This window comes from Leclercia sp. Marseille-Q4284 (genome assembly GCF_916618945.1).
Classification (GTDB): Bacteria; Pseudomonadota; Gammaproteobacteria; order Enterobacterales; family Enterobacteriaceae; genus Enterobacter; species Enterobacter tamurae.
Genome location: NZ_CAKAKG010000001.1, coordinates 3,119,613 through 3,133,499, shown reverse-complemented (window position 1 = coordinate 3,133,499; position 13,887 = coordinate 3,119,613). Strand labels below are relative to the sequence as shown.

8 protein-coding genes, 3 tRNA genes, 3 rRNA genes and 1 pseudogene are annotated in these 13,887 nt (G+C 53.1%); 11 read left to right on the top strand and 4 right to left on the bottom strand.

All coding sequences use genetic code 11. The features are described 5' to 3' along the window. Positions 1–73 precede the first annotated feature (73 nt). The 7 genes from LG383_RS14800 (at position 74) to dkgB (ending at position 6,296) form a co-directional block, all read left to right on the top strand. A 16S ribosomal RNA gene (locus LG383_RS14800) occupies positions 74–1,613 on the top strand. Positions 1,614–1,684: 71 nt separating this feature from the next. Next, positions 1,685–1,761: transfer RNA gene (locus LG383_RS14795), tRNA-Ile, on the top strand. A 37-nt stretch (positions 1,762–1,798) separates the two neighbouring features. Beyond that, a tRNA-Ala gene (locus tag LG383_RS14790) sits at positions 1,799–1,874 on the top strand. Between the two features lie 207 nt (positions 1,875–2,081). After that, positions 2,082–4,988, top strand: a 23S ribosomal RNA gene (locus tag LG383_RS14785). Positions 4,989–5,081: 93 nt separating this feature from the next. Further along, positions 5,082–5,197 (top strand): 5S ribosomal RNA (gene rrf, locus LG383_RS14780). The 16S, 23S and 5S rRNA genes sit together here with 3 tRNA genes alongside, the layout of an rRNA operon. A 55-nt stretch (positions 5,198–5,252) precedes the next feature. After that, positions 5,253–5,329, top strand: a tRNA-Asp gene (locus tag LG383_RS14775). Between the two features lie 163 nt (positions 5,330–5,492). Then, positions 5,493–6,296, top strand: coding sequence for a 2,5-didehydrogluconate reductase DkgB (dkgB, locus tag LG383_RS14770; protein WP_225759486.1), 804 nt, complete (start codon positions 5,493–5,495; stop codon positions 6,294–6,296). A 1-nt stretch (position 6,297) separates the two neighbouring features. On the opposite strand, the pseudogene yafC reads toward dkgB, so the two are convergent. Beyond that, positions 6,298–7,229: pseudogene (gene yafC, locus LG383_RS14765) on the bottom strand (DNA-binding transcriptional regulator YafC). 104 nt (positions 7,230–7,333) lie between these two features. On the opposite strand from yafC, the gene LG383_RS14760 reads away from it, so the two are divergent. The 3 genes from LG383_RS14760 to LG383_RS14750 all read left to right on the top strand — a co-directional run bounded on the left by LG383_RS14760 (position 7,334) and on the right by LG383_RS14750 (position 10,297). Beyond that, positions 7,334–8,509: an MFS transporter gene (locus tag LG383_RS14760; RefSeq protein ID WP_166181643.1), complete on the top strand. Its 1,176-nt coding sequence runs from the start codon at positions 7,334–7,336 to the stop codon at positions 8,507–8,509. Between the two features lie 138 nt (positions 8,510–8,647). Further along, complete coding sequence (locus LG383_RS14755; protein WP_039032074.1) at positions 8,648–9,448, top strand: endonuclease/exonuclease/phosphatase family protein; 801 nt, start codon at positions 8,648–8,650, stop codon at positions 9,446–9,448. 78 nt (positions 9,449–9,526) lie between these two features. Continuing rightward, the gene (locus LG383_RS14750) at positions 9,527–10,297 is read left to right on the top strand and encodes a class I SAM-dependent methyltransferase (RefSeq protein WP_225759484.1); all 771 of its coding nucleotides are present in this window, start codon (positions 9,527–9,529) and stop codon (positions 10,295–10,297) included. A gap of 53 nt (positions 10,298–10,350) precedes the next feature. On the opposite strand, the gene mltD is transcribed toward LG383_RS14750, so the two are convergent. Next, entirely contained in the window at positions 10,351–11,718 is a 1,368-nt protein-coding gene (gene mltD, locus LG383_RS14745; protein ID WP_106996012.1) for a murein transglycosylase D, read from the bottom strand. A gap of 68 nt (positions 11,719–11,786) precedes the next feature. After that, entirely contained in the window at positions 11,787–12,545 is a 759-nt protein-coding gene (gene gloB, locus LG383_RS14740) for a hydroxyacylglutathione hydrolase (protein WP_225759483.1), read from the bottom strand. A 32-nt stretch (positions 12,546–12,577) separates the two neighbouring features. Between gloB and LG383_RS14735 the strand changes: the two genes are divergently transcribed. Beyond that, on the top strand, positions 12,578–13,294 hold the full coding sequence (locus LG383_RS14735) for a class I SAM-dependent methyltransferase (protein WP_106996010.1): 717 nt from the start codon (positions 12,578–12,580) through the stop codon (positions 13,292–13,294). Here LG383_RS14735 and rnhA read toward each other — a convergent pair whose 3' ends face one another. After that, the gene (gene rnhA, locus LG383_RS14730) at positions 13,295–13,762 is read right to left on the bottom strand and encodes a ribonuclease HI (protein WP_225759482.1); all 468 of its coding nucleotides are present in this window, start codon (positions 13,760–13,762) and stop codon (positions 13,295–13,297) included. Between the last annotated feature and the right edge of the window lie 125 nt (positions 13,763–13,887).

Sequence of the window (13,887 nt, the reverse complement as noted above, 5' to 3'; positions counted from 1 at the left end):
ATAAATGAATACCAAAGTCTCTGAGTGAACATACGTAATTCATTACGAAGTTTAATTCACGAGCATCAAACTTAAATTGAAGAGTTTGATCATGGCTCAGATTGAACGCTGGCGGCAGGCCTAACACATGCAAGTCGAACGGTAGCACAGAGAGCTTGCTCTCGGGTGACGAGTGGCGGACGGGTGAGTAATGTCTGGGAAACTGCCTGATGGAGGGGGATAACTACTGGAAACGGTAGCTAATACCGCATAACGTCGCAAGACCAAAGAGGGGGACCTTCGGGCCTCTTGCCATCAGATGTGCCCAGATGGGATTAGCTAGTAGGTGGGGTAATGGCTCACCTAGGCGACGATCCCTAGCTGGTCTGAGAGGATGACCAGCCACACTGGAACTGAGACACGGTCCAGACTCCTACGGGAGGCAGCAGTGGGGAATATTGCACAATGGGCGCAAGCCTGATGCAGCCATGCCGCGTGTATGAAGAAGGCCTTCGGGTTGTAAAGTACTTTCAGCGAGGAGGAAGGCGGTGAGGTTAATAACCTCATCGATTGACGTTACTCGCAGAAGAAGCACCGGCTAACTCCGTGCCAGCAGCCGCGGTAATACGGAGGGTGCAAGCGTTAATCGGAATTACTGGGCGTAAAGCGCACGCAGGCGGTCTGTCAAGTCGGATGTGAAATCCCCGGGCTCAACCTGGGAACTGCATTCGAAACTGGCAGGCTAGAGTCTTGTAGAGGGGGGTAGAATTCCAGGTGTAGCGGTGAAATGCGTAGAGATCTGGAGGAATACCGGTGGCGAAGGCGGCCCCCTGGACAAAGACTGACGCTCAGGTGCGAAAGCGTGGGGAGCAAACAGGATTAGATACCCTGGTAGTCCACGCCGTAAACGATGTCGACTTGGAGGTTGTTCCCTTGAGGAGTGGCTTCCGGAGCTAACGCGTTAAGTCGACCGCCTGGGGAGTACGGCCGCAAGGTTAAAACTCAAATGAATTGACGGGGGCCCGCACAAGCGGTGGAGCATGTGGTTTAATTCGATGCAACGCGAAGAACCTTACCTACTCTTGACATCCAGAGAACTTAGCAGAGATGCTTTGGTGCCTTCGGGAACTCTGAGACAGGTGCTGCATGGCTGTCGTCAGCTCGTGTTGTGAAATGTTGGGTTAAGTCCCGCAACGAGCGCAACCCTTATCCTTTGTTGCCAGCGGTCCGGCCGGGAACTCAAAGGAGACTGCCAGTGATAAACTGGAGGAAGGTGGGGATGACGTCAAGTCATCATGGCCCTTACGAGTAGGGCTACACACGTGCTACAATGGCGCATACAAAGAGAAGCGACCTCGCGAGAGCAAGCGGACCTCATAAAGTGCGTCGTAGTCCGGATTGGAGTCTGCAACTCGACTCCATGAAGTCGGAATCGCTAGTAATCGTAGATCAAAATGCTACGGTGAATACGTTCCCGGGCCTTGTACACACCGCCCGTCACACCATGGGAGTGGGTTGCAAAAGAAGTAGGTAGCTTAACCTTCGGGAGGGCGCTTACCACTTTGTGATTCATGACTGGGGTGAAGTCGTAACAAGGTAACCGTAGGGGAACCTGCGGTTGGATCACCTCCTTACCTTAAAGAACCTGCCTTTGCAGTGCTCACACAGATTGTCTGATGAAAAGTAAGCAGTAAAAAATCTCTGCAGGCTTGTAGCTCAGGTGGTTAGAGCGCACCCCTGATAAGGGTGAGGTCGGTGGTTCAAGTCCACTCAGGCCTACCAAATTTGCCACGCAAATTTGAAGAGATTTAACTACGATGGGGTTATAGCTCAGCTGGGAGAGCGCCTGCCTTGCACGCAGGAGGTCTGCGGTTCGATCCCGCATAGCTCCACCATCCTTTACTGCGACAACACAAAAACTTCAGAGTGTACCTGCGAAGGTGCGCTGCGAAGTTTTGCTCTTTAAAAATCTGGATCAAGCTGAAAATTGAAACGACACACTGTGTCTGCTCTCCGTAATAAGAGCAGATGAGCGGTGTGTTCGAGTCTCTCAAATTTTTGCAAAACGATGATGAATCGAAAGAGACATCTTCGGGTTGTGAGGTTAAGCGACTAAGCGTACACGGTGGATGCCTAGGCAGTCAGAGGCGATGAAGGACGTGCTAATCTGCGATAAGCGTCGGTAAGGTGATATGAACCGTTATAGCCGACGATTTCCGAATGGGGAAACCCAGTGCAATCCGTTGCACTATCGTTAAGTGAATACATAGCTTAACGAAGCGAACCAGGGGAACTGAAACATCTAAGTACCCTGAGGAAAAGAAATCAACCGAGATTCCCCCAGTAGCGGCGAGCGAACGGGGAGCAGCCCAGAGTCTGAATCAGCATGTGTGTCAGTGGAAGCGTCTGGAAAGTCGCAGGGTACAGGGTGATACTCCCGTACACGAAGATACACCTGCTGTGAACTCGAAGAGTAGGGCGGGACACGTGGTATCCTGTCTGAATATGGGGGGACCATCCTCCAAGGCTAAATACTCCTGACTGACCGATAGTGAACCAGTACCGTGAGGGAAAGGCGAAAAGAACCCCGGCGAGGGGAGTGAAAAAGAACCTGAAACCGTGTACGTACAAGCAGTGGGAGCACCTTCGTGGTGTGACTGCGTACCTTTTGTATAATGGGTCAGCGACTTATATTCTGTAGCAAGGTTAACCGTATAGGGGAGCCGAAGGGAAACCGAGTCTTAACTGGGCGTTAAGTTGCAGGGTATAGACCCGAAACCCGGTGATCTAGCCATGGGCAGGTTGAAGGTTGGGTAACACTAACTGGAGGACCGAACCGACTAATGTTGAAAAATTAGCGGATGACTTGTGGCTGGGGGTGAAAGGCCAATCAAACCGGGAGATAGCTGGTTCTCCCCGAAAGCTATTTAGGTAGCGCCTCGTGAACTCATCTCCGGGGGTAGAGCACTGTTTCGGCTAGGGGGCCATCCCGGCTTACCAACCCGATGCAAACTGCGAATACCGGAGAATGTTATCACGGGAGACACACGGCGGGTGCTAACGTCCGTCGTGAAGAGGGAAACAACCCAGACCGCCAGCTAAGGTCCCAAAGTCATGGTTAAGTGGGAAACGATGTGGGAAGGCACAGACAGCCAGGATGTTGGCTTAGAAGCAGCCATCATTTAAAGAAAGCGTAATAGCTCACTGGTCGAGTCGGCCTGCGCGGAAGATGTAACGGGGCTAAACCATGCACCGAAGCTGCGGCAGCGACGCTTATGCGTTGTTGGGTAGGGGAGCGTTCTGTAAGCCGTCGAAGGTGGACTGTGAGGTCTGCTGGAGGTATCAGAAGTGCGAATGCTGACATAAGTAACGATAAAGCGGGTGAAAAACCCGCTCGCCGGAAGACCAAGGGTTCCTGTCCAACGTTAATCGGGGCAGGGTGAGTCGACCCCTAAGGCGAGGCCGAAAGGCGTAGTCGATGGGAAACAGGTTAATATTCCTGTACTCGGTGTTACTGCGAAGGGGGGACGGAGAAGGCTATGTTGGCCGGGCGACGGTTGTCCCGGTTTAAGCATGTAGGCGGAGGTTCCAGGTAAATCCGGAACCTTACTAACGCTGAGGTGTGATGACGAGGCACTACGGTGCTGAAGCAACAAATGCCCTGCTTCCAGGAAAAGCCTCTAAGCATCAGGTAACATCAAATCGTACCCCAAACCGACACAGGTGGTCAGGTAGAGAATACCAAGGCGCTTGAGAGAACTCGGGTGAAGGAACTAGGCAAAATGGTGCCGTAACTTCGGGAGAAGGCACGCTGATGGTAAGTGAAGCGACTTGCTCGTGGAGCTGAAATCAGTCGAAGATACCAGCTGGCTGCAACTGTTTATTAAAAACACAGCACTGTGCAAACACGAAAGTGGACGTATACGGTGTGACGCCTGCCCGGTGCCGGAAGGTTAATTGATGGGGTTAGCGGCAACGCGAAGCTCTTGATCGAAGCCCCGGTAAACGGCGGCCGTAACTATAACGGTCCTAAGGTAGCGAAATTCCTTGTCGGGTAAGTTCCGACCTGCACGAATGGCGTAATGATGGCCAGGCTGTCTCCACCCGAGACTCAGTGAAATTGAAATCGCTGTGAAGATGCAGTGTACCCGCGGCAAGACGGAAAGACCCCGTGAACCTTTACTATAGCTTGACACTGAACACTGGTCCTTGATGTGTAGGATAGGTGGGAGGCTTTGAAGCGTGGACGCCAGTCTGCGTGGAGCCAACCTTGAAATACCACCCTTTAATGGCTGGTGTTCTAACGTGGACCCGTAATCCGGGTTGCGGACAGTGTCTGGTGGGTAGTTTGACTGGGGCGGTCTCCTCCTAAAGAGTAACGGAGGAGCACGAAGGTTAGCTAATCCTGGTCGGACATCAGGAGGTTAGTGCAATGGCATAAGCTAGCTTGACTGCGAGAGTGACGGCTCGAGCAGGTGCGAAAGCAGGTCATAGTGATCCGGTGGTTCTGTATGGAAGGGCCATCGCTCAACGGATAAAAGGTACTCCGGGGATAACAGGCTGATACCGCCCAAGAGTTCATATCGACGGCGGTGTTTGGCACCTCGATGTCGGCTCATCACATCCTGGGGCTGAAGTAGGTCCCAAGGGTACGGCTGTTCGCCGTTTAAAGTGGTACGCGAGCTGGGTTTAGAACGTCGTGAGACAGTTCGGTCCCTATCTGCCGTGGGCGCTGGAGAATTGAGGGGGGCTGCTCCTAGTACGAGAGGACCGGAGTGGACGCATCACTGGTGTTCGGGTTGTCATGCCAATGGCACTGCCCGGTAGCTAAATGCGGAAAAGATAAGTGCTGAAAGCATCTAAGCACGAAACTTGCCCCGAGATGAGTTCTCCCTGACCCTTTAAGGGTCCTGAAGGAACGTTGAAGACGACGACGTTGATAGGTCGGGTGTGTAAGCGCAGCGATGCGTTGAGCTAACCGATACTAATGAACCGTGAGGCTTAACCTTACAACGCCGAAGCTGTTTCGGCGGATTTGAGAAGACGATTTTCAGCTGATACAGATTAACCGGTGTGCCCTTGGGGCATGACAACAGAATTTGCCTGGCGGCTGTAGCGCGGTGGTCCCACCTGACCCCATGCCGAACTCAGAAGTGAAACGCCGTAGCGCCGATGGTAGTGTGGGGTCTCCCCATGCGAGAGTAGGGAACTGCCAGGCATCAAATTACGTAGTGAACCGGGGCGTTAATCCGGTGGTTACAGAAGTATTCGGTGGAGCGGTAGTTCAGTCGGTTAGAATACCTGCCTGTCACGCAGGGGGTCGCGGGTTCGAGTCCCGTCCGTTCCGCCACCTATTGAAAGCCCTGAGCTAACGCTCAGGGCTTTTTTCTTGCCTGTCGTTTAATTATTGCTATAAACGCAAAAATCCTCTGCTTAATACGCTCTTTTTTCACATCGCCCCAGCAGTAATAATCCTCTTTATTAACAAACATGATGAAGAAAAGAGGAATTCAATGACTATCCCTGCATTTGGTCTCGGCACTTTCCGCCTTAAAGACGACGTTGTCATCGCATCCGTTAAAACTGCCCTCGAACTGGGCTATCGCGCGATTGATACCGCGCAGATCTATGATAACGAAGCTGCGGTCGGCCAGGCCATCGAAGAGAGCGGCGTACCGCGCGACGAACTTTTTATCACCACCAAAATCTGGATTGAGAACCTCAGCAAAGAGAAATTAATTCCAGGCCTGAAAGAGAGCCTGAAAAAGCTGCGCACCGATTATGTCGATCTGACCTTGATCCACTGGCCATCGCCAAACGACACCGTGTCAGTTGAAGAGTTTATGCAGGCGTTGCTGGAAGCTAAATCCCAGGGGCTGACGCGTGAGATTGGGATTTCTAACTTTACTATCCCGTTGATGGAAAAGGCGATTGCGGCTGTTGGCGCAGAAAATATCGCGACCAATCAGATCGAACTTTCCCCTTATCTGCAGAACCGTCAGGTAGTGGAGTGGGCGCAGCAGCACGACATTCATATCACTTCTTATATGACGCTGGCTTACGGCAAAGCGCTAAAAGATGAAACCATTCTGCGTATCGCTGCCAAACATAACGCCACTGCCGCGCAGGTTATCCTGGCGTGGGCGATGGGGGAGGGATATGCGGTGATCCCTTCTTCAACCAAACGTGAAAACCTGGCGAGCAACCTGCTGGCACAGGATCTGACGCTGGATCAGGACGATAAAAAAACGATCGCGGCACTGGATTGCAACGATCGCCTGGTGAGCCCGGAAGGGCTGGCGCCGAACTGGGATTAATTTAACCCTCCCTCTGTACCCAAAACCCTCTTACAGCTCCTTCGGGAGCTGTTTTACATGCTCGCTCAGAAAGTCGATAAAGGCCCTGATGCGGGTACTTACCGCTCTGTCACTGTAATAGACCGCGCTGAAGGGCATCTCAACCGGCAGGCGCTTATCCGCCATCAGCTCCACTAACTCCCCCCTGGCAATCTCTTTATCAATCATATAATCCGAAAGACAGGCAATCCCGTTCCCTTCAAGGCATAACTGCTTGAGCGTCTCGCCGCTGTTTGAGGATAACCCGCTCGCCACTTCATGAAGCTGGCCATCCCGACAGGCAAGGGGCCAGGTATTAAGGGATACCGGCTCCGTAAAGCCCAGACACAGATGCTGCTTGAGCTCCTCAATCGTCTCAGGCTTGCCGAAACGGGCAATATAGTCCGGAGAGGCGATGATTTTGCGATAACTGGTGAACAGCGGGCGTGCCCGCAGACTGGAATCGGTTAGCGTCCCGGCGCGGATCGCCACATCCACCTTGCGCTCAATCAGGTTGATAAAGGTTTCTGACGAGACCAGAGACAGCGACATTTCCGGATAACGCTCGCGGAAAGGTTTAATTAAAGGCATCAGGAAATGGAGCACCACGGGGGTGGCGGCGTCGATACGCAACAGGCCGCGCGGCGTGCTCCGGGTTTCCATAATCTCTGTTTCTGCCGCCGCCATCTCCTGCAGGATAGACTGCACGCGACGGAAATAACGTTCGCCTTCTTCTGTCAGGCTTAGCTGGCGGGTCGTCCGGTTCAGAAGGCTGACGCCCAGCTTCATCTCCAGCTTTTTTACCGACCGGCTGACGGCTGAATTGGCCTGACCGAGCTGTTCGGCGGCGCGGCTAAAGCTGCCGCTCTCAACGACGGCGACAAAGATCGCCAGTTCCTCAGAGGTTGCTTTCATTGTTGCTTAATCCGCAAAATTGTATTGATACTTTGAGCATTTTTGTTATTTAAACACTGGCGCATACTCCGTGTCATCTTAATCCTGATGAGACGGAGTTTTATATGCCTCTGGCGCTACTTGCCCTGACGATCAGTGCCTTTGCAATCGGCACTACCGAATTTGTTATTGTAGGTCTGGTTCCAACAATTGCTGACCAGCTTGCCATCTCCCTGCCTTCTGCGGGTCTGCTGGTTTCCATCTATGCCCTGGGCGTGGCGATCGGCGCGCCGGTGCTGACTGCCCTTACAGGCCGTCTGCCGCGTAAACAACTGCTGATGGCGTTGATGGTACTTTTCACTGCCGGCAATATTCTTGCCTGGCAGGCACCTGATTACACCACCCTGGTGATTGCCCGTCTGCTGACCGGCCTTGCCCATGGGGTCTTCTTCTCCATCGGCTCGACCATCGCGACAAGCCTGGTGCCTAAAGAGAAAGCAGCCTCTGCCATTGCCATCATGTTTGGTGGTTTAACCGTGGCGCTGGTTACCGGTGTCCCGTTGGGCACCTTTATCGGACAGCATTTTGGCTGGCGTGAAACGTTTCTTGCGGTCTCGCTGCTGGGGGTGATCGCTTTGATCAGCAGTCTGATACTGATCCCGTCGAACATTCCGGGTCGTGCGGCAGCAACGTTACGCGATCAGGTGAAGGTGCTGACCCATCCTCGCCTGCTGATGATCTACGCCATTACGGCGCTGGGTTACGGCGGTGTGTTTACCGCCTTTACCTTCCTGGCACCCATGATGCAGGATCTGGCCGGATTCTCACCGAGCGCAGTCAGTTGGATCCTGCTCGGCTATGGGGTGTCGGTGGCGATCGGCAACATCTGGGGCGGCAAGCTGGCAGATAAGCACGGCGCCGTTCCGGCACTAAAAATTATCTTTGCCGCACTGGTTGTCCTGCTGCTGGTCTTCCAGTTTACCGCCTCGATGCAATATGCCGCGCTGGCGACGGTACTGGTGATGGGGATCTTCGCCTTCGGTAACGTACCGGGCCTGCAGGTCTACGTGGTACAAAAAGCCGAGCTCTATACCCCTAATGCCGTAGATGTTGCCTCTGGTTTGAACATCGCTGCTTTCAACGTGGGCATTGCGCTGGGGTCTATTATTGGCGGGCAGACCGTAGAGCACTTTGGTCTGGCACAAACGCCATGGATTGGGGCGGTAATTGTACTCGCAGCATTTATGCTGATTGGCCTGAGCGGTCGCCTGGATAAGACCCCTCGTGTTGTGCTGGAATAAGTTGGTGTAAGCACTTGCTAACAAAACCAAACAGCGGTTTATCAGTAATTGCGTTGAAAGTGTGAGCTTAAAACCCTATAACATTAGAACCCGCTCCTGTTTCTGGACGGGTTCTGTCTATAGAGGTCGTTTCACATCGTGCGAAAAAATACCTATGCCATGCGTTATGTTGCCGGACAACCTGCGGAGAGAATTTTGCCTCCGGGGTCGTTTGCGAGCATTGGCCAGGCGTTGCCCGCGGGCGCACCTTTAAGCAGTGATGAAAAAATTCGGGTGCTGGTGTGGAATATCTTCAAACAGCAGCGCGCCGAATGGTTATCCGTTCTGCAAAACTTTGGTAAGGATGCGCACCTGGTGCTGTTGCAGGAGGCGCAAACCACACCAGAGCTGGTCAGGTTTGCGACCACTAACTATCTTGCTGCTGACCAGGTACCGGCATTTGTCCTGCCTCAGCATCCGTCAGGCGTGATGACGCTCTCTGCCGCCCACCCTGTTTATTGCTGCCCGCTGCGGGAACGAGAACCGCTCCTGCGCCTGGCAAAATCTGCCCTGGTCACCGTCTACCCACTGCCGGATACCCGTCTGCTGATGGTGGTGAATATCCATGCGGTCAATTTCAGCCTCGGCGTTGATGTCTACAGCAAACAGTTGCTGCCCATCGGGGATCAGATCGCGCATCACAGCGGTCCGGTGGTAATGGCCGGTGATTTCAATGCCTGGAGCCGCCCGCGGATGAATGCGCTTTATCGCTTCGCGCGTGAGATGTCGCTGCGCGAAGTGCGCTTTACTGATGACCAACGTCGCAAGGCGTTTGGTCGCCCGCTCGATTTTGTCTTCTATCGTGGTCTGAACGTCAGTGAAGCTTCAGTGCTGGTGACGCGCGCATCCGATCACAATCCGCTACTCGTCGAATTCAGTCCCGGCAAGCCTGAGAGATAGAGGTATGTCAGGTCTGCCGTGGGGCAGGCCTGTGCGGGTGCTGCCCTTTATTTTTCATCAACCAAAGGACAGCAAAAAATGACAATACAGTCCCATCATGACAACGTAGAAAAACAGTTTGGCTCCCAGGCGAAGGCCTATCTCACCAGCGCGGTTCACGCGTCCGGGCGCGATCTCCAGCGTCTGGCTGAGCGTCTGGCCGACTTTCCCGATGCCAGCGTGCTGGATTTAGGCTGCGGAGCGGGTCATGCCAGCTTTGTGGCGGCACAGCAGGTCGCTCATGTGACGGCATATGACTTATCCAGCCAGATGCTGGAGGTGGTCGCTGCGGCTGCCAGTGAGAAGGGGCTGGGGAATATTGCTACCCGCCAGGGTTATGCCGAATCCTTATCCTTCGCCGACCACTCTTTTGATATCGTCATCAGCCGCTACTCGGCGCACCACTGGCATGATGTCGGCCAGGCGTTACGCGAAGTTAAGCGGGTTCTGAAACCGGGCGGTGTGGTCATCATCATGGATATCATGTCGCCCGGCCATCCTGTTCGGGATATCTGGTTGCAGACGGTTGAAGCCCTGCGTGATACCTCCCATGTCCGTAATTACTCCAGCGGCGAATGGTTATCGATGTTCACTGACGCCGGGCTGATTACGCGGGCGTTGCAGACCGACAGGCTGACCCTGGAGTTCTCTTCATGGATTGCTCGTATGCGCACGCCAGAGGCATTGAGCCAGGCAATTCGTCTCTATCAGGACAGCGCTTCCGCAGAGGTAAAAGCCTATTTTGAGCTGCAGGAGGAGGGTTCATTCACCGGCGATACGCTCTTCGCTGAAGCCCGGAAAGCGGGATAAAACAAAAAAGGCACCGGGGGAATCGGTGCCTTTTTTACATCAGGTCTCTGAAATCAGGAATCCGGTGTCGCGTTGTTTTTCACAAACAACGTTATCCGATCGCCAGGCTGCAGATTGTCGGTATCGCTGTTCCAGCGCATCACATCTTTGATGTTCACGCCGTGACGCTTCGCAATACTGGAGAGCGAATCGCCTTTTTGCACGCGATAGGTAATGCTATCGCTGTTATTGGCGAGACGCTGCGCGCTGGTACCCGCGCCAATCGTCAGGTTCTGACCCACTTTCAAGCTAGAGCCGCGCAGCTTGTTCCACTGCTGCAGATCGTTGGTGCTCACGCCAAGACGTGATGCAATACCTGAAAGCGTATCGCCTGTACGTACCTGATAGCTACGGCTGTTAACCGGTGAATTATCCGCGATCAGCGTAGACTGAACCGCAGCAATTTCACCCGCCGCCAGAGATACCCGTAACTGTTCAGCGTGTTTCTGCGGCACCAGAACGTACTTCGGCCCGCTGTTACCCAACGTAGAGCCCTTTACACCTGCGTTAAAGGCTTTCAGTTTGGTGACCGAGATACCTGCCATATCCGCAACCTGTCGCAGTTCAACAGGATTGTTGATACGCACTCTCGCCAGCGCGCGACTCTCGTCCGAGGTCGGCAGCTTCACGCCGTACTGTTGGCTGTTTTTGAAAATTTCACTCAAAGCCAGCATTTTTGGTACGTATAATTTGGTTTCCCGTGGCAGTGGAAGCGACCAAAAGTCGGTAGGTTTACCCCGTGCTTTATTCGCTTTCATTGCCTTCAGTACACGACCCTCACCGCTGTTATACGCAGCGACAGTCAGCAGCCAGTCACCGTCGAACATCTTGTTCAGACGTTGCATCATGTCGAGTGCTGCAGTCGTCGAAGCGACCACATCACGACGCGCATCGTAGTTGCGGGTCTGTTTTAAACCATAATTTCGCCCTGTGCTCGGAATGATCTGCCAAAGACCTGCGGCCTTGGCGCCAGACGTTGCATGTGGGTCAAAAGCGCTCTCCACTATGGGTAGTAGTACCAGTTCCATAGGCATGTTACGTTTCTTAACTTGCCCTGCTATCCAGTACATATACGGCTCTGCCCGTAAAGTTACATCGTGGAGATAGCTCTTATTGCTTAAATACTTCTGTTTCTGTTCGCGAATCCGGCTGTTTTCCGGAATTCCCATCTTTAGCTCGTCGCCAATAGAGACCCACAAGTCTTGATCCTGTGCGAAAGACGTCCCATCGTCTGCCCATCGCGATTGACTTGTAAACTTCCCTGCTTCCCCTTGACCAGCTGCAGAAAGGCTCTGTGCGTGCTGTTGTACGTTGCCAGTGTTCTGAGACGCCTGGCAACCCACAAGCAGGACAGAGGCGAGTAATATCGCTTTTGCCTTCATGTGTGTGTCAATAGTTGCTTAAAAGACGAGCGATGATAACGACGAATATTTGAAAAGGCAACACACAATTATGAGAAGTTATCTTTCTTAGCCCTTAACCATGCAAAAATCTCTTCAGGTTGTTGCATATTTGTTTCTTCATTAATTTTATTAATTAAATCAATGTCATCAGTTCTGAGAAATAAATTAATTTGACGTTCATTTTTCAGAATTCCGGGGAGTGTTTTTTGTTTTTTCGCACGTAACTCATTAACTTTGCGGTAATAATCCTGAATCGCCATATCCTCGGGCAAAACGTGCATTGCAAACTTCATATTCGCTAAAGTGTATTCATGCGCGCAACAAATGAGGGTGTCGGCGGGAAGGTCGTTAATTTTCTGGAAGGACTGGTACATCTGGGCTGGCGTGCCTTCGAACAGTCTTCCGCAGCCGCCGGAGAACATGGTATCGCCACAGAAAAGATAAGGAAAACTGAAGAACGAGATATGTCCTAAAGTGTGACCCGGTGTGGCAATTACGGAAAACTCCGACGCAAGAATGAGGATCTTTTCTCCATCTTCGACTATGCGGGTAGCACCTTTATCTTGTGTCTCAGCGGGGCCATAGACCACAAGATGCGGAAATTTTGCACAGATTGCTGCCACGCCGCCCACGTGGTCGTGGTGATGATGGGTCAGAAGAATCGCTTCCGGCTGCCACTGGTTTTGCTCAATGGCCTTCAGCACCGGCTCTGCTTCGCCAGGATCGACGATGATGCAGCGACCTTCATCATTGGTTAAAACCCAGATGTAATTGTCCTGAAAAGCAGGAATACTGATAAGATTCATACATTACCTCTCATAGCGTGGCGGGTGTTTTGATGAAACCGGCAAGGATACCTCAGATTGTCTCAGCACCAGCACATTGGGCGGAATTGCCCTGGGGCGAATATTATCGCGAAGCGCTTGAGCAGCAGCTTAAGCCCTGGTTTGCGAAAATGTATGGTTTTCACCTGCTTAAGATTGGCAATCTGAGCGCGGAAATCAACACCGAAAGTTGCGGGATCTCACATCAGGTTAATGTTTCGCTGGGGGGCGAGCCCGTTCAGGTGAAGGCGGACCCGTTACATTTGCCGTTTGCTGAAAAATCTGTGGATGCCTGCCTGCTGGCGCATTCGTTGCCCTGGTGCGAAGATCCACACCGTTTGCTGCGGGAAGCTGATCGGGTGCTGATTGATGATGGCTGGCTGGTGATCAGCGGGTTTAACCCGATGAGTCTGATGGGGCTGCGTAAGCTGGTGCCTGTTCTGCGCCACACCCCGCCGTACAACAGCCGGATGTTCACCCTGATGCGCCAGCTCGACTGGCTGTCGCTGCTCAACTTTGAGGTGATGCACCATAGCGGTTTTCAGGTTTTACCCTGGACGCGGCAGGGCGGGAAGATGCTCAGCACCCATTTCCCGGCGCTGGGCTGTATGCAGCTGATTGTGGCGCGCAAGCGCACCATCCCTCTGACGCTTAACCCCATGAAACAGAGCAAAGCGAAAACGCCGCTGCGTGCCGCCGTGGGTGCGACACGACAATACCGTAAGCCCTGATCAGGCTTCCGGTTTATACCCTAGATCGTCATGCTGCGGATTCATCGCCGCTGCGCGGGCCAGTTCGTCACAGCGTTCGTTTTCAGGATGCCCGGCGTGGCCTTTCACCCACTCCCACTGGATTTTATGCTGGCTGAGTGCCGCATCCAGACGCTGCCAGAGATCGACATTCTTCACCGGTTTTTTGTCGGCCGTTTTCCAGCCCCGTTTTTTCCAGTTATGGATCCACTGCGTGATCCCCTGGCGCACATACTGACTGTCGGTGCTCAGCACGATATCGCAGTGCTCTTTTAGCGCCTCGAGGGCCACAATCGCCGCCATCAACTCCATACGGTTGTTGGTGGTCAGGCGATAGCCTTCGTTGAAGGTTTTTTCGTGTTCGCGATAACGCAAAATTGCACCGTAGCCCCCCGGCCCCGGGTTGCCGAGGCACGATCCGTCGGTGTAAATCTCTACCTGTTTACGCATCCTGGCAGACATCCTGTAATCAAAACGGTAAGTCTGACATAAATGGTCGCCATCAGCACTGCAAAATAGAGTCGGTGCGAATTAGCCTTTGAAGGCCTGGCCAGGTTGTTTACAATGTCGCCGTT